The following is a 14,277-nucleotide window of genomic DNA, read 5'->3' on the forward strand; positions in this document are numbered from 1 at the left end:
CTGGACACCGCGAACCGCGCGATCCTGGGCATCGGCGCTGATCGCCCGGTGTGCTCGGCGATATGTCCTCGCACCCGAGTTCCATTGCGCCAGGAGGACGCGCGATTAAAAGACCGCCGTCTTCCGCCTGCGCGACACCTAAAAACATGATGGACAGCGCGAACTGTTGATACTCCGGCGGCACTTGACACGTTACGGGCCGTCACAACTTGAAAGGCGAGGTCAGACATGACCATTAAACGTCGTGAATTTGTTGTTGGAGCGGGCGTCATTGGCGTCGTCGGCGTAACTGGCGGATCAGTCGCCCCACAACCCGCATCGGCCGAGCATGCGATGCAGATGGGCGCGAAGCAGACTGCTCAAACCTCATCAACCGCACAGACTGCAACTTCCGAACCACCCGAAAAGCGCGCTTACACGTTCCTCAATCCGGATGAGGCCACCTGGGTGGAGGCAGCGGTCAATCACATGATTCCGGCGGATGACTTGACGTCCAGTGGCGTCGATTTGGGTATTGCGTATTTCATCGATCAACAATTGGCAGGCGGATTTGGGCAAGGCGGTAAAATGTTTATGCAAGGTCCATGGCATCCTGGGGTGCCCCAACAAGGGTGGCAGGCTCGCCTCTCTCCAGCGGAAGCTTATCGCGCCGCCATCCCGGCGATCAACGCATACTGCACCAAGACATACGGCAAGGACTTTTCATCGATCACAGAAAGTCAGCGTGATGAGGTCTTAAATGATCTCGGCACAGGCAAAGCGGATTCGGGACCGCTTCCTGCTGGCCTCTTCCTTGATCTGCTTTATCAGAACGTGATGGAAGGCTTTTTCAGCGACCCCGCGTACGGCGGCAATCGCGACAAGGCTGCGTGGAAGATGATCGGCTATAGCGGGGCAACCGGTAACTTCGTCGACCTGATCGAGACGACTTACAACAAGCCTTACACCGAACCAAGTCAAAGCATCGCTGACTTGAGCTGATCTCAGATCGAAGGAGAATTCCGATGGCGACGAAGCTGAAATCCGTCGATGCAGTCATTGTTGGTTTTGGCTGGACCGGCGCTGTGCTGGCCAGGGAACTGACAAAAGCAGGACTCAACGTGCTGGCGATTGAGCGCGGCGGGATGCGCGACACCATTCCGAATTTTTCCGCGCCGATGATACATGACGAATTGCGTTTCGCCATTCGGCATGACCTAATGCAGGACGCCTCCCGCGAGACTCTCACCTTTCGCAACAACGTCGACCAGACGGCACTGCCGATCAGGCGCTGGGGATCGTTCTTGCCGGGAAATGGTGTGGGCGGCGCAGGCGTCCACTGGAATGGCCAGCACTATCGGTTCGCGCCGAGCGAGTTCAGGATCCGCAGCCACTATGCCGAACGATACGGCAAGACGTTCATTCCTGAAGAAATGACGATACAAGATTGGCCAGTTACGTACGACGAACTTGAGCCATACTACGACCGCTTCGAATATCTCTGCGGCACCGCCGGGAAGGCCGGCAACATCAAGGGCGTGATCCAGCAGAGCGGGAATCCGTTCGAGGGGCCCCGTGCGCGCGAATATCCGAACCCGGCTATGAAGCGCAGCTTTCAAATGAAGATGTTCGAGGATGCTACGCGGGAAATGGGGTTTCACCCCTATGTTCAGCCATCCTCCGACGTGACGCAGGCCTACACGAACCCCGAGGGGGTGGACATGGGCTCCTGCGTATACTGCGGGTTCTGCGAGCGCTTCGGTTGCGAAATGTCAGCGAAGGCAAGCCCGCAATCGACGCTACTGCCACTTTTGTTGAAAGACCCAAGATTCGAGCTGCGTACGCTTTCTCATGTCATCAAGGTCAATCTCGACTCTGGCCGCACAAAGGCGACCGGCGTTACCTATATCGACTCGCAAGGTCGCGAGTTCGAACAGCCCGCTGATATGGTGCTGCTCTGCGCATTTGGCCTGCATAACGCGCGGCTGATGATGCTGTCGGGAATCGGTCGCATCTACGATCCCAAGACCGGCAAAGGGGGCGTTGGGCGCAACTACGCCTATCAGATGTCCAGCAGCGTCACCGCGCACTTCAACGATAAAATCTTCAATCCGTTCATGGGAGCCGGTGCGTGCGCCATGATCATAGACGATTTCAACTACGACAACTTCGATCATGGGCCGCTCGGCTTCGTGGGTGGTTCTTACATCTGTGTCGAGAGCAAGGGGCAACGGCCGATCGATTTCCGCAACCTTCCACCAGGTGAGCCTCGATGGGGCAAAGGCTGGAAGCAATCGGTTGCCCACTGGTATAACCGAACTTTCGTGATCGCGTCTTTCGGCAGCGTCACAGCCCAGCGCAGCAACTATCTTGACCTTGACCCGAACTATAAGGACGGATTCGGCAATCCCCTGCTGCGGATGACGTTCGACTTCAGCAAAAACGATCTGGACATGTCGAAGTACTGCACCGATCGTGCAGCCGACATCGCCAAGCACATGAACCCGGACAAAATGGGCATCAACTATCGTAAGGGACCTTATTCGATCGTCCCTTACCAGACGACGCACACGACAGGCGGCACCATTATGGGAGCCGATCCGACAACCAGCGCTGTCAACCGTTATCTGCAAAGCTGGGATGTTCCCAACGTGTTTGTTATGGGCGCCGGAGCCTTTCCGCAAAATCCGTCGCACAATCCGACGGGTACTGTCGGAGCTCTGGCCTATTGGGCGGCCGATGCAATCACAACGAAGTATCTGAAATCGCCGGGGCGCCTGGTCCCGAGTTGAGCGCGTCGGATCCGCCGATGGCGCCAGCCATCGAGTAGAACGCGACCCCATGGAGCACCATCTCAGGTTATTCCCGGAGCGGCCGATGTGCGCCAAGGTTTGGGGCGCTTACGGCGCCTTACCGTCATACGCGATAATATCACTGGTGCTAAAAGGCATATGTTCTCAAGGTAAACGGCAAGGCGCATACGATCGACGCTGACGGCGGCACCCAGCTGCTGTGGGTGCTTCACGACATGCTCCAAATGACTGGCACCGAGTTCGGATGTCACTCGGCGTGGGGTCCGAGCGCCGATCGGCATTCTAAGTACCTGATCGACCTCATGATGACGGGGCCAATGTTGGGCGCCTATTCACAGATTGCCATCACAACCCATCAGTGCGGCAGATTGGTCTGGCGCCTACGCAGGCTGATGGAGGCGTTCCGGCATGAGCGGAAATGCCGGTCAGAAACGGAGTGAGGAAATGATCATAAATGGGGGGCTTGGTGTCAAAGGGTGGTTATTCGCATGATCTAAATTTCGTTCTGGCGCCGATACTCCGTCGGTGTCATTCCGACCATGCGGCGAAACGCGGTAGCCATGTGCTGCGACGAGGCAAAGCCACAGGCGTGCGCGACCTGGGTAACGCTAAGGGGGCCTGCTAATAGAAATTCCTTTGCGAGTTCTATCCGAAGCATCATTACATACCGATGGGGCGGAACTCCGGTGCTGATCTTGAAGGCGCGTGCGAAATGATATGGAGAGCGAGAAACAAGTGCGGCAAGCTCGGCGAGCGACAAGTCACTCTCGAGTTGACCCTTCATGTACTCAGTGAGGAGCTTCAATTCCTTCGGTGTTAGTCCGCCTTTCGCCAGTTTCACCCCAAGCGCGGGCTGCGAGGCCCGCGCGAGCAAAGTCGCGAGCGCCATGCCAAAGCTGTCGGCCTCCAATTGCGTCAGTCCATGCGCGCTTAGTTCCCAAAGTTGCTCGGCAAGTTGCAGCGGCAACGTGTCATAGCGTGCTCCATGATGGAGCGGTCCGCAGTCTTGGAGGCGCCAGGGATCGTCCCAAAAAACCTTGGACGAAAATTCAATGACGAGAAGATCGATGTTGGAGGTGAGGTCGTACGTGCAAGGATGATCGGGAGGCGCGACGAAATAGTTTGGTGCGGACAGATCCGCGTTGAAACGGCCCGCGCCCAGATCGACGACAGACCGACCCGCGCGAGGCGTGCGGCTAATCTGAAGCGATACTCCATGGGCAGATTCGACGTACTCACCGGCTTGGTGCCGCGGCGAACGAAACAAGTTCAGTCCGCCAACAGATCGGTGCTGTTGTTCGAACGGATATATAGAGCGGTAATAGTCGGCGTAACTCAGGAGGTGACTCACGGGCGGGCATTTACGATGCCGCTTTCTACTAGGACAGTGGGAGAGGTGTCGATGATATTATAGTTTAGGGTTGTTTTGTTGCGATCGCGGCGAAGCCGTTGGCGTACTCGTCGATGCAGATCAGGTCGTTCTTTGCGAACGGCTCCTTCGCATGCCTGATGCTGAGTCTGGGTTGGTATTGTCGCGACGCAACGCGCTTACGTCAACTGTTCAGCATTGTGGCCGATCAACCGTACTCACGGCCTGCGGCCTCGTCTCAGGATGCCGCGGATCTCGTGCGGCGTAGCGTAGAAGGTTTTATGAAAGGCCAGTCTGGCTTCCGTCCCACTCCTGTCCAGCTCGCGGGCGAGTTGGTCGAGGCTAGGGTCCTGAGCGTCGCCAAGAAGTGACAAGAGGCGCTGGCACTCTTGTCCGGAAAGCGATCGGGGCCGCGGGCGGCGAGGAGGCTTTGTCGTTGCGTGGGTGCGAATGAGATGGCATCCGACGCTCAAGGAAAGATCGTCCAGCTCAAGGCGGCTAGGCACATCGCCGCGCCGCAATCGCTGCTCGAGCCTGCGTCCGATCCGACCAAGCACGGGCTCTCGGGCAAAATGGGGTAGGGTGAAGGTTAGCCCGAGCGCGTCTATTGCCGAGAGTCCAAGGTCTTCGCCGAGTTGCCAGAGGTCTGTGGACGGAAAGTAGATGTGGATGACGCGCCAGTCGCCCGTCAGCATGGCCGCAGGTGCTTGGCCTGCCTGAACCAATTGAACCGCGCCAGCCTCAAACATTCCCTCATGTACTTCGCGTCCATCCACAGCGTAGGTGGCATGGTGGCCGCAAGTCGATATCGCGAGAATGTGTGTTGTCGGATCTGAAGGCGATGCGACTTCGAGTCTCTGAGCGTCCTGGCCCGCGAACACGCCGGCCGACAGGCCAGCTGTCCGCCCCGGCCAGGCAATTGCAATCGGATCAATGCCCCAATCAGCTGATACACTCTCAGGGGTTGTCGATCTTCGTTCGCCCACAGCGTTGTCACCGGTCAATTATCGCTTCGTGGCGTATGCGCCCGGGACATGCTTCTGTTGGCCAACGAAGAGCAGCAAGCACCAGGTTACCATTTGTACCATAGGCGTAGTTGATCAGGGGCCGCCAGTTCTAACTTGTGTTCGATACCAAAGACGGCGCGGCTTTGCGCAAGAATTTGAACATTCGTCAAATCCCGTGAACGACGCCTGTCGTTTTGTGCTCCAGATCCATCCTCGAGATCGTTGCTGAGATCTGCGCAGCGTTCCCTTGGCACGACGGCCTCAAAGGGTGCTCCATCTGGAGTCGCGATGGCATTCGGCGAGGCGGCTCTCAGCCGAACCTATGAGCAAACCCCGGCGAGCCAGGTTGCTGATCCGGTGGGTCGCCACTGCTGCAGTAAAGGAGAAGTTATGGCGAATACATCGAAGAGCAAGTCAAGCGTTCTGCCGACTGGTGGCGGGCAAGCCCTGATCGACCCGGCCGACACAGTGATCTTATTGCTCGATCACCAGTCCGGACTGTTCCAAACAGTGAAGGATATCGCCGTCGCGGACCTCCGGCGGAACGTCGAAATGATCGCGAAATTGGCGACGTTGCTGAAGATCCCGGTCATTACGACAGCATCTGAGCCGAAGGGACCGAACGGCCCGCTTATGCCGGAAATCCATAAGCACGCGCCGCATGCCGTGTTCGTGCCGCGTAAGGGTGAAGTGAACGCCTGGGATAACGCGGACTTCGTCGAAGAGGTGCGCTCGACCGGCCGAAAGACGTTGGTCATGGCGGGTGTCTGGACGAACGTTTGCGTGATGTTCCCGGCGCTGGACGCCCGGGCAGCTGGGTTCGACGTGTATGTGGTGATTGACGCCTCCGGCGACCCGAGCGAATTGGCGTCGCGCACGACGCTGGCCCGCTTCGTCCAAGGCGATGTTATCCCGACGTCGACGAATGCACTCTTATCGGAGCTTCATCGCACGTGGGCACGCCCAGAAGCAGCAGAGCTTGCGAAGTTGTATGGTCTGGTGGCACCCAACTACGCCGCGGTAGCGGAGAGCTACCAGAAGGCTCAGGAGGTCGCAAAGCAGTCAAAGTGACGTCGAGCTTTGTTCGGAACGCCGCACACACGGCATGAAGGCGTCAGCGCGCGGCGGCAGGCCGGACTGCGGTAACCCCAAAACGCTCAAAGGAGGGAGGCCGATGTATGACGGTCTATGTTGTGTCTCTTGGCGCGTGCCTCGTTGTTGGATTGATCTATAGCCTTCTCAACGTGCGCTCTCCGGCGCCGCCTTTGGTCGCCCTCGTCGGATTGTTCGGCATTCTCGTCGGCGAGCGGTCGCTTCCTGTCGGCAAGCAACTGCTCGTAGGCTCGAGCACCGCGGCTGGGTGGCGCGAAGGGGGATGCTCCGCTCGCATGTTCGGGATGCTGCCGGGACGGCACGGTGATGCAGATAAGGCAGAACCGAAAGAGAACTTGTCATGAGTGTTCCGGACCTTATCCTGCACCGCGGTCTGCTCACGACGCCCGACCGTTCCACGGGCATTTCTGCGCCCAAGCTCCTTCCGGAACCCGGTACCACGCGACCATGTGAGCGCATGCTGTGGCAGGTCGAAGCCGACCGCGCGCCGGGAACTGCGCGACGATTCATCCGCACGGCTTCAGCTCTGCCGGCGTGCACAAGGATTGTTCACACCAAGGTGCAATTGAGCAGTCAATTTCATGGGCTCTACTCTCGGCTGTTCGCGATAGCTGGCTGAGAGGGCGTATAGATGATTCCGATGCGAAAGCATCTAGGTCGATAACAATGATGTCCCTACGAAGCTATCGTAAAGTAGCGAGACTGAACTGCATTCTAAGTTCCGCAACGAGTGATCATCTTTCGCAGTTTGGCCATGACCATGTCCCTCAACAGATTTGATCTGAATCTTCTGCGCGTGTTCGACGCGGTCATGGAGGAACGAAGTGTGCTGCGAGCCAGCCAGAGGATGTGTGTCAGCCCTACGGCCGTTAGCCACGCTCTTGCGCGGATGAGAGAATTGCTCGACGACGAATTGTTTATTCGCACGACTGCAGGAATGCAGCCGACAGCGCGCTCGGTTGTGATGGCGCCTTTGATACGCCAGGCGTGGAAATCACTGGAGGCGGCCATCGACCCACCTAAATTCGAGCCAGGCAGTTCGACAAGGCGGTTCACTATTGCGGTGAGCGATTTCGGCGCCATGGTGATGCTGCCTTATCTCCTCACTGTGTTAAGGCGGGAGGCGCCGCTCGTTAATCTCGTAATCCGGCCCGATAGTTGGATCGATCTGGCTGAGGAGATAGATCTCGGGCAAATCGATGCAGCAATCGGTACTTTCTCAGATGTGCCTGCGCGCTTCGGGTCAAGTTCGCTTTTTGCATACGATGACGTCCTCATCACTAGTTCTTCACGGGAACTCGGCAAGCTGTCGCTTGAGACATTCGCCGGCCTTTCCATAGCCGTGGTCTCGTTAAGTGGTGAGCATGAGGGGGTTGTCGACGGCTATGTATCTGAACGAGGGCTCGCCCGGCGATCGGAAATGTTCGATAGGGCCGCCTTCGAAAGGGCCTTTTCGGGTGCAAAGCGAAGTCCGCGTATAGCTGTGTCATTGCCTCACTTTCTTGCGCTTCCGTCACTGCTTGAGGACGGAAACCTGACGGCTATCGTGCCACGGCCGCTTGCCAAGTTGTTAGTCCGCAGGCACCCATTGTCGATGCACGAGTTGCCATACAAAACGACTTTGGAGAACGTTAGCGTTCTGTGGCATGAACGGAACGAGGGTGATGCGCCGCAAGAGTGGCTGCACGGCGTATTGAGCCGAGCTACCGAGCCTCTGCGGGCTCGCTTGTTTGAATTTGCACGCCCAGCGCGACCCGCATTAAGCCCATCGGTGCAGCGGCTGGCCGCGGACGCGTGAGGGAGGCCGAAGACTTTCGAGGAGCACATCTGTACTCCGGAAAACCAACACCAAGGTACAATGGACCTTCGTCGAAAAAGCCACTCTATTCTAACGGACGAATCTTCCTTGTTCGCAACCTTGGTTTGTGACCTCCGTACGAATTTGTTCAGGGAATGACGTGGAGGAGACGGCTACGCCTCGCAGAGACCCTCATCAAGCACTACGTCGAGAGTTACCGTGAGGGCTCGGCAACGCATTCGTCCGAGCTCGCTCTCAGCAACTCTAACGTTGGGCAGGCTAGGGATTGACCCGTGGCCGACCAGCGGTCACCGGAGTAGGAGTGGACGACATGGCAATTCGACACCGTGACCGAAGCTTCGATGAGTCGATAACTGGTAGTCCGAAGTGCCAGTGAATGCCGGCGCTGTGGTCGTCCTAACGACAAAGGTCCTGTGCGTACGCAAACTTGCGATAGCTGGGAGGGGCGTGGTAACTTCTGTTAAGCGAGCATGCTCTGTCATTGTCGACGGCCTCCGAAGGGGTAGCTCGGGTTTCCTGCCGCCGAAATAGGACGGGTGGAAATATCTCCGGGCGTAAGTTGAGCACGCCGGGTTGTCCTGGGCAGCGATTTAAAATGGTGGTCAACAGCAAACGTTCTGCTGAGCAGAACCAGCACTCTCGGTGCTGTATCAACGATCTGAATAGGATCCTTGCTCATCCTCCTATCTGGAGCGATGGCTCGTTCTCACGAGCACTTCCCGATTTGCTGGACATCGTGGTGGACATGCTCCACCTGGACTTTGCCTACGTTCGTCTCAAAGATCCAGTCAAGATGGAGACTTTTGAAGTGGCGCGGGCAGCGGGTTCGCCTACTGTAACCGCCAGGCCAGAGGAGCTGGGCAGCATTCTAAGTAAGTCGTTGGGTCAAGACCTGAACACATGGCCAATGAACCAGCGCCTTGCGATTGGCAACAGAGAAGTGTCGACCGTATCGCTTCACTTGGGGTCGCTCCCGGATGACATCGGAGTGTTGGTGGCTGCGTCTCATCGCGCCGAGTTTCCCGAAGAGGCAGAGAGGCTTCGTCTCAGAATTACAGCCAATCAAATTGCGAGCGGCCTACAGGAGGCACGGCTATTCAGCCAACGAGCGCGAATTGACGAAACTATAGATCAAGAGGTTTGGCGGCGAACCAAAGAGACTTTTGCCCTTAGCGAAGATCGAAGACGAGAGATTGTCGAACTCAGGCGAGTAGTGGAATCGCTTCGCGTACGAGAAATCGACATTCAGTTGGTAGTGGACGCAATTCCGGCTCCTCTGGCCATTATGACCGCGGATGGAGAGGTTGAGGCCGTCAATCGTCCTGTCCTTGAATATTTCGGAATGGGCGCCGGCGAATTGAAGCGCTGGAGCACGACTGGAGCCGTTCATCCTGATGACGTAGCCGGGACTATCAGCGCATGGAGGCGGGCGGTCGAAACTGGTGAGCCATATGAAGTGGAAAGCCGGCATCGCCGCAGCGATGGTGTATACCGATGGTTCAACGTCCGCGGCTTTCCGTTACGAGACAAGGACGGAGACATCGTACGCTGGTGTGTACTGCAAATCGACGTCGAGGAGCGCAAGCGTGCTGAGGAAGCGTTGCGAGCCAACGAGCGCAATCTCAATCTCATCATCAACACCATTCCCGCGCTCGTCTGGTCCGCTCGTGCGGACGGCTCTGCGGACTTCTTCAATAAGCATTACGCGGATTATGTGGGCCTTAGCTTGGAGCAGATCAAAGGGTCGGGGTGGACAGCGGCGATTCATCCCGACGACCGAAGCGGTATCGCTGATGCGTGGCAATCGTTCATGGCGTCGCGCAAGGCGGGAGAGAAGGAAGCGCGATTGCGGCGCGTCGATGGCACGTACCGATGGTTTCTGTTTCGCGCCAATCCATTACTTGACGGGTCCGGAAATGTCATCAAATGGTTCGGAATCAACACGGACATAGAAGACCGAAAGCGTGCTGAGGAGCAACTGCGCGACACGCAAACGAAACTAACGCATATGGCGCGTATGACGACTATGAGTGAACTCACGGCATCCATAGCCCACGAGGTCAACCAGCCGTTATCCGGCATCGTAACTAATGCGAGTACCTGCTTGCGCATGTTAACTGCGGATCCTCCAAACGTCTTGGGTGCTCTCGAAACCGTGCGCCGTACACTTCGTGACGGCAACCGGGCGTCCGATATCATTGGCCGCCTGCGATCGCTCTTCAATAGGAGGGCGCCCGTAGCCCGACCTCTAGATCTGAACGAGGCAACACGAGAGGTCATTCCACTACTAATAAACAGGATTCATCGTGATAGCATCAGCCTGCGGATGGAGCTTGCCGAAGATCTTCCGCTTGTCTCAGGTGATCGGGTGCAACTTCAGCAAGTGATCTTAAATTTGCTCCAAAACGCCATGGACGCGATGAGCATGATCAATGATCGACAGAGAACACTCGCGATCAGGACGGAGCGGGATCAAGGTAATTGGATTCGGCTGAGTGTGCAGGACTCGGGAGGTGGTTTTGAAGTCGAGGCCGTAGAAAAGCTTTTTGACGCATTCTATACGACCAAGGACGAAGGTATGGGAGTTGGATTGTCGGTCAGTCGCTCTATTATCAAAAGTCATCATGGGCGCTTATGGGCGTCATTGAATGAGAGTTCGGGAGCCACGTTCTCTTTTTCAATCCCCCGAAGCGCGGTGGGCATAACCAGCGCGCACAGTCTTGACGCCAAGAAAACGCCCGCCAGGGGCGGCGTCACGAGGAATGTATGATGGTCACACGTTCGTTTGTGTCGGTGGTCGATGACGATGAGTCCGTGCGGGAGTCCTTACCAGACCTTCTGAGGGAATTCGGCTACGCGGCCCTAGCGTTTTCGTCGGCCGAAGAATTTCTGGCGTCCGAATATGTGGGGCAGACGGGCTGCCTCGTTCTCGATGTCGCGATGCCTGGAATGACCGGTCTCGATCTCCAAAGAGAGCTGATGCTTCTCAACCAAAGAATTCCGATTGTCTTCATCACCGCCCATGGAGATGAATCGACGCGTCCGAGAATGCTTGAGCAAGGCGCCGTAGAGTGCCTCTCGAAGCCATTCAGTGACGAAGCATTGCTGAAAGCGCTCAATGATGCCTTCAGAGGCAGTTGAGGGTGGACGGTTCCACCTTTCTGAATGAGGGGTATTAGCAAGAAATCGACGGCGGAAGGGCTACTCGGTATGTCACACGAAGATGCAATCGTCTTCGTCATCGACGATGACGTCTCCGTACGTGAATCTCTGGAGTTGCTGATCTGTAACGCAGGCTGGCTGCCAGAGACATTCGAGTCCGCTCAGGCGTTCCTCTCGCGCCCACGCGTGTCTGTTCCTCATTGTCTGATTTTAGACGTTCGTCTTCCGGGGCTAAATGGCCTCGAATTGCAAAGGCGGGTAGCAGTCGAGCGCCCCGATATGCCGATCATCTTCATCACGGGTTACGGGGACGTGCCAATGACGGTCCAAGCCATGAAGGCTGGAGCCGTTGAATTCTTGACTAAGCCATTCAGTGATACTTTGTTGCTGGATGCAATTCGAAATGCCATCGATCGAAGCGGCGCCTCACTCCGCCTTGAGGCTGAGATGCAGATGCTGCGAGATCGCTATGCTTTGCTCAGTCGACGTGAGCGGCAAGTGATGGGTCTGATCGTTCGGGGGGTATTAAACAAGCAGGTGGCCCACGAACTTGGCATCAGTGAGATAACAGTCAAGGCGCATCGAGGCCAGGTAATGCGGAAGATGAACGTAACCTCGTTCGCCGAGTTGGTGAGCATCGCGTCAAAGCTCGATCCTTAGCGTTTAACCAGGGAGTTCCTTGGGGGGGGCAATCGCTTAACTGGCTGTGTGGGTTACGCGTCAATATGGCTAAGGCGGTGACGAAGCGCCTATCGCGACCGTCCGTGGCACTGGTGCACTAATGTTCGAGCACTGACCGACCGAGATGCAGCCTGCTCATCTGAGCGCTGAAATCGTTTCACTTCCACGCGCTCGCTAAGTTGCGCAACATCGATGCTTAGATCGGAGCAACTTCGCGACGGTTAGAGGGGGCGACGGGACATAAGCATCGATGGATGCTGTTGGCTTTCGCATAGCAACGGGAGGTGCTCGGGAATGGTGGAAGCTCAGATGACTAGCAAGCGTGCTTTGGTGAATGGTTTGACGCTGCACTACGTAGCGGTCGGTTCCGGGCCTGCAGTGCTATGCCTCCACGGCTGGCCTCAAAATCACCGTGAGTTCCTGCCGATCTTTGAGAAGTGTGCTGGACGCTACCGATTCATCGCCCCAGACCTTCGTGGCTACGCCGACAGCGACAAGCCCTATGCCGACTATATGCCGGCCACCATCGCCCAGGATTTGCTTGAACTCGCCGATGTCGAGAACGTCGACCGATTCCATATTCTCAGCCATGATCTTGGAGGGCCGCCGTCCGTCGCCCTGGCGTACATGGCAGGAGCGCGCGCGCTGTCTCTAGCGACCATCGAGACGCCGTTCTTTGGACTCGACTACAAGGACTACGTGGATCCGAGAGTGCCATATTGGCATCTATCGATGCACGCGAACATGGATATTGCGCGTTTCTTGATCGAAGGGCGAGAAGAACAGTATCTTCGTCACTTTTTTCGGGACTTTGCCTACAATCCCAACGCGATCAGCGAAGATGAGCTACAACGGTACGTTATTCAGATGAAGCAGCCCGGAAACCTGCGGGCCAGCCTCAACCACTACGCCTTCATCGATGAGAAAGCGGCGCAACTCGCTGAGTTCGCAAAGAAGAAGCTTTCGATTCCGACCATGGGCTGGGGAGGGCGCCGGTCCTTTGGGTCACACTGCTTCGACAGCGCCAAGGCACTCTCGGACCGGGCAGAGGGCGGTGTCATCGAAGAGTGCGGACACTGGGTGTTCGAGGAAAAAACCGACTTCATTTGCGAGCAACTCGGTCAATTCTGGGACAAGAGCACCAGGTTGTAATCGGAATGATTGAAGCAAGCCCTCCATTTCGCATCGAGAGTGCAGAGCATACTGGCATCACGGTTTCGTCGCTCGACCTGGCGCTTTCGTTCTGGGTCGACGTGATGGGCTTCGATCACCTGTATACCTGGGACTTCGATGAAGGCTCTTTCCTTGAGGAACTGGTCGGCGTGAATGCGGCAGCGGCGCGCATAGCCATGGTGAAGGCGCCCGGTCATTTGATCGAGCTTCTGGAATACCGCTCTCCTAACGACCGGAAGGTAATGAAGCCCCGGTCGTGCGATGTGGGATCCGTGCACGTGGCCTTCCGGGTCGAGAACATCGACGCATTGTTGGAACGGATCAGTGCTGTGGGGTGGAACGCCTTAAGCGGAGTCCAAAGGGTGGACTCCGGGGAGCGAACCGGACTTCGCCTCGTTTACGTGCGTGGGCCGGACGGCGTGACTCTGGAGTTTCTTGAGTATCCAAAAGGTCGCCCCGAGGCGACACCCTGAGTTTCGATCGGCCAATTGCGGGAAAGGAAAAAGAAGCCATGCTCCGAAGCAAAGCGATTGTCGCCGTCGCCACGATCATGTTTGCCGCAGCCGTGGCAGCGCAACCGCCGGCGCCACAACTTCCAAAGTACTCCAAGACGCCTGACGAATTGACCGCGATCGCGCCCACTGGTGGCGTGGGGGGGTCGGGCAACGCCAAGGTTCAGGTCGTTACGATCCTGGGCGATCCGTCCAAGCCAGGGCCGTACAGCCAACTGCTGAAGGTCGCGCCCCATGCGACCATTGCCGCGCATCATCACGCTGGGGATCGGGTCGGAACTGTGCTTCAGGGGACTTGGATGTTCGGTTACGGTCCAAGTTTTAGCGAGGCAGAGCTCCGAACGCTTCCCGTCGGGTCAGTTTACACCGAACCGTCAGGCGCTGCGCACTTCGCGATGACCGGCGAAGAGGCGGTAACCGTGCTTATCACCGGTTCAGGGCCGACGGATACTGTCTACGAGAACCCCGCCGACGACCCGACGAAGAAGCCGTGAGACACCGATACCGGGCTGTCACCATTTCAGCCACTCACGGCGGACGAGCGACTCGAAGGGCAGCTTATCGAGATTGCCGATCTGCATGAGATTGGGCGCGGCGGCCGCGTCGATAGGCGTCTGGCGTGTCAACTAGCCGTACTCAGAATCGCAAA

13 protein-coding genes are annotated in these 14,277 nt (G+C 57.1%); 11 read left to right on the forward strand and 2 right to left on the reverse strand.

Going from position 1 to position 14,277, the window contains the following annotated elements:
- Positions 1-228 precede the first annotated feature (228 nt).
- Positions 229-981 (forward strand): gluconate 2-dehydrogenase subunit 3 family protein, encoded by a 753-nt coding sequence (locus ACVWW1_RS01240; RefSeq protein WP_456654551.1) that lies wholly within the window; start codon positions 229-231, stop codon positions 979-981.
- A 23-nt stretch (positions 982-1,004) separates the two neighbouring features.
- Positions 1,005-2,771 carry a GMC family oxidoreductase gene (locus ACVWW1_RS01245; RefSeq protein ID WP_456654552.1) on the forward strand — a complete coding sequence of 589 codons (1,767 nt, stop codon included), beginning with the start codon at positions 1,005-1,007 and terminating at the stop codon, positions 2,769-2,771.
- Positions 2,772-3,285: 514 nt separating this feature from the next.
- Here ACVWW1_RS01245 and ACVWW1_RS01250 read toward each other — a convergent pair.
- Both ACVWW1_RS01250 and ACVWW1_RS01255 read right to left on the reverse strand, forming a co-directional pair.
- Positions 3,286-4,143 (reverse strand): helix-turn-helix domain-containing protein, encoded by an 858-nt coding sequence (locus ACVWW1_RS01250; RefSeq protein WP_456654553.1) that lies wholly within the window; start codon positions 4,141-4,143, stop codon positions 3,286-3,288.
- 236 nt (positions 4,144-4,379) lie between these two features.
- Positions 4,380-4,910: a hypothetical protein gene (locus ACVWW1_RS01255; RefSeq protein WP_456654554.1), complete on the reverse strand. Its 531-nt coding sequence runs from the start codon at positions 4,908-4,910 to the stop codon at positions 4,380-4,382.
- 648 nt (positions 4,911-5,558) lie between these two features.
- Here ACVWW1_RS01255 and ACVWW1_RS01260 point away from each other — a divergent pair.
- The 9 genes from ACVWW1_RS01260 to ACVWW1_RS01300 all read left to right on the forward strand — a co-directional run bounded on the left by ACVWW1_RS01260 (position 5,559) and on the right by ACVWW1_RS01300 (position 14,122).
- Positions 5,559-6,239: an isochorismatase family protein gene (locus ACVWW1_RS01260; RefSeq protein ID WP_456656589.1), complete on the forward strand. Its 681-nt coding sequence runs from the start codon at positions 5,559-5,561 to the stop codon at positions 6,237-6,239.
- A gap of 107 nt (positions 6,240-6,346) precedes the next feature.
- On the forward strand, positions 6,347-6,625 hold the full coding sequence (locus ACVWW1_RS01265) for a XapX domain-containing protein (protein ID WP_456654555.1): 279 nt from the start codon (positions 6,347-6,349) through the stop codon (positions 6,623-6,625).
- A 410-nt stretch (positions 6,626-7,035) separates the two neighbouring features.
- On the forward strand, positions 7,036-8,079 hold the full coding sequence (locus tag ACVWW1_RS01270) for a LysR family transcriptional regulator (protein ID WP_456654556.1): 1,044 nt from the start codon (positions 7,036-7,038) through the stop codon (positions 8,077-8,079).
- Between the two features lie 616 nt (positions 8,080-8,695).
- Positions 8,696-10,870 (forward strand): PAS domain-containing sensor histidine kinase, encoded by a 2,175-nt coding sequence (locus ACVWW1_RS01275; protein ID WP_456654557.1) that lies wholly within the window; start codon positions 8,696-8,698, stop codon positions 10,868-10,870.
- A complete protein-coding gene (locus tag ACVWW1_RS01280) occupies positions 10,867-11,241 on the forward strand; it encodes a response regulator transcription factor (RefSeq protein ID WP_456654558.1) in 375 nt (124 codons plus the stop codon). The genes ACVWW1_RS01275 and ACVWW1_RS01280 overlap by 4 nt, the downstream gene beginning before the upstream one ends.
- A 69-nt stretch (positions 11,242-11,310) precedes the next feature.
- Positions 11,311-11,922, forward strand: coding sequence for a response regulator transcription factor (locus tag ACVWW1_RS01285; RefSeq protein WP_456654559.1), 612 nt, complete (start codon positions 11,311-11,313; stop codon positions 11,920-11,922).
- Between the two features lie 330 nt (positions 11,923-12,252).
- Positions 12,253-13,095: an alpha/beta fold hydrolase gene (locus tag ACVWW1_RS01290; RefSeq protein WP_456654560.1), complete on the forward strand. Its 843-nt coding sequence runs from the start codon at positions 12,253-12,255 to the stop codon at positions 13,093-13,095.
- Positions 13,096-13,100: 5 nt separating this feature from the next.
- Positions 13,101-13,589 carry a VOC family protein gene (locus ACVWW1_RS01295; protein WP_456654561.1) on the forward strand — a complete coding sequence of 163 codons (489 nt, stop codon included), beginning with the start codon at positions 13,101-13,103 and terminating at the stop codon, positions 13,587-13,589.
- Positions 13,590-13,627: 38 nt separating this feature from the next.
- Positions 13,628-14,122 carry a cupin domain-containing protein gene (locus tag ACVWW1_RS01300; RefSeq protein ID WP_456654562.1) on the forward strand — a complete coding sequence of 165 codons (495 nt, stop codon included), beginning with the start codon at positions 13,628-13,630 and terminating at the stop codon, positions 14,120-14,122.
- Positions 14,123-14,277 lie beyond the last annotated feature (155 nt).

The organism is Bradyrhizobium sp. JR3.5 (assembly GCF_054057015.1).

Coding starts and splice junctions, on each gene's coding strand:
- ACVWW1_RS01260 (WP_456656589.1), top strand. CDS start 5,559: ATGGCGAATACATCGAAGAGCAAGTCAAGCGTTCTGCCGACTGGTGGC.
- ACVWW1_RS01245 (WP_456654552.1), top strand. CDS start 1,005: ATGGCGACGAAGCTGAAATCCGTCGATGCAGTCATTGTTGGTTTTGGC.
- ACVWW1_RS01295 (WP_456654561.1), top strand. CDS start 13,101: ATGATTGAAGCAAGCCCTCCATTTCGCATCGAGAGTGCAGAGCATACT.
- ACVWW1_RS01240 (WP_456654551.1), top strand. CDS start 229: ATGACCATTAAACGTCGTGAATTTGTTGTTGGAGCGGGCGTCATTGGC.
- ACVWW1_RS01265 (WP_456654555.1), top strand. CDS start 6,347: ATGACGGTCTATGTTGTGTCTCTTGGCGCGTGCCTCGTTGTTGGATTG.
- ACVWW1_RS01290 (WP_456654560.1), top strand. CDS start 12,253: ATGACTAGCAAGCGTGCTTTGGTGAATGGTTTGACGCTGCACTACGTA.
- ACVWW1_RS01300 (WP_456654562.1), top strand. CDS start 13,628: ATGCTCCGAAGCAAAGCGATTGTCGCCGTCGCCACGATCATGTTTGCC.
- ACVWW1_RS01270 (WP_456654556.1), top strand. CDS start 7,036: ATGACCATGTCCCTCAACAGATTTGATCTGAATCTTCTGCGCGTGTTC.
- ACVWW1_RS01255 (WP_456654554.1), bottom strand. CDS start 4,910: ATGTTTGAGGCTGGCGCGGTTCAATTGGTTCAGGCAGGCCAAGCACCT.
- ACVWW1_RS01275 (WP_456654557.1), top strand. CDS start 8,696: ATGGTGGTCAACAGCAAACGTTCTGCTGAGCAGAACCAGCACTCTCGG.
- ACVWW1_RS01280 (WP_456654558.1), top strand. CDS start 10,867: ATGATGGTCACACGTTCGTTTGTGTCGGTGGTCGATGACGATGAGTCC.
- ACVWW1_RS01285 (WP_456654559.1), top strand. CDS start 11,311: ATGTCACACGAAGATGCAATCGTCTTCGTCATCGACGATGACGTCTCC.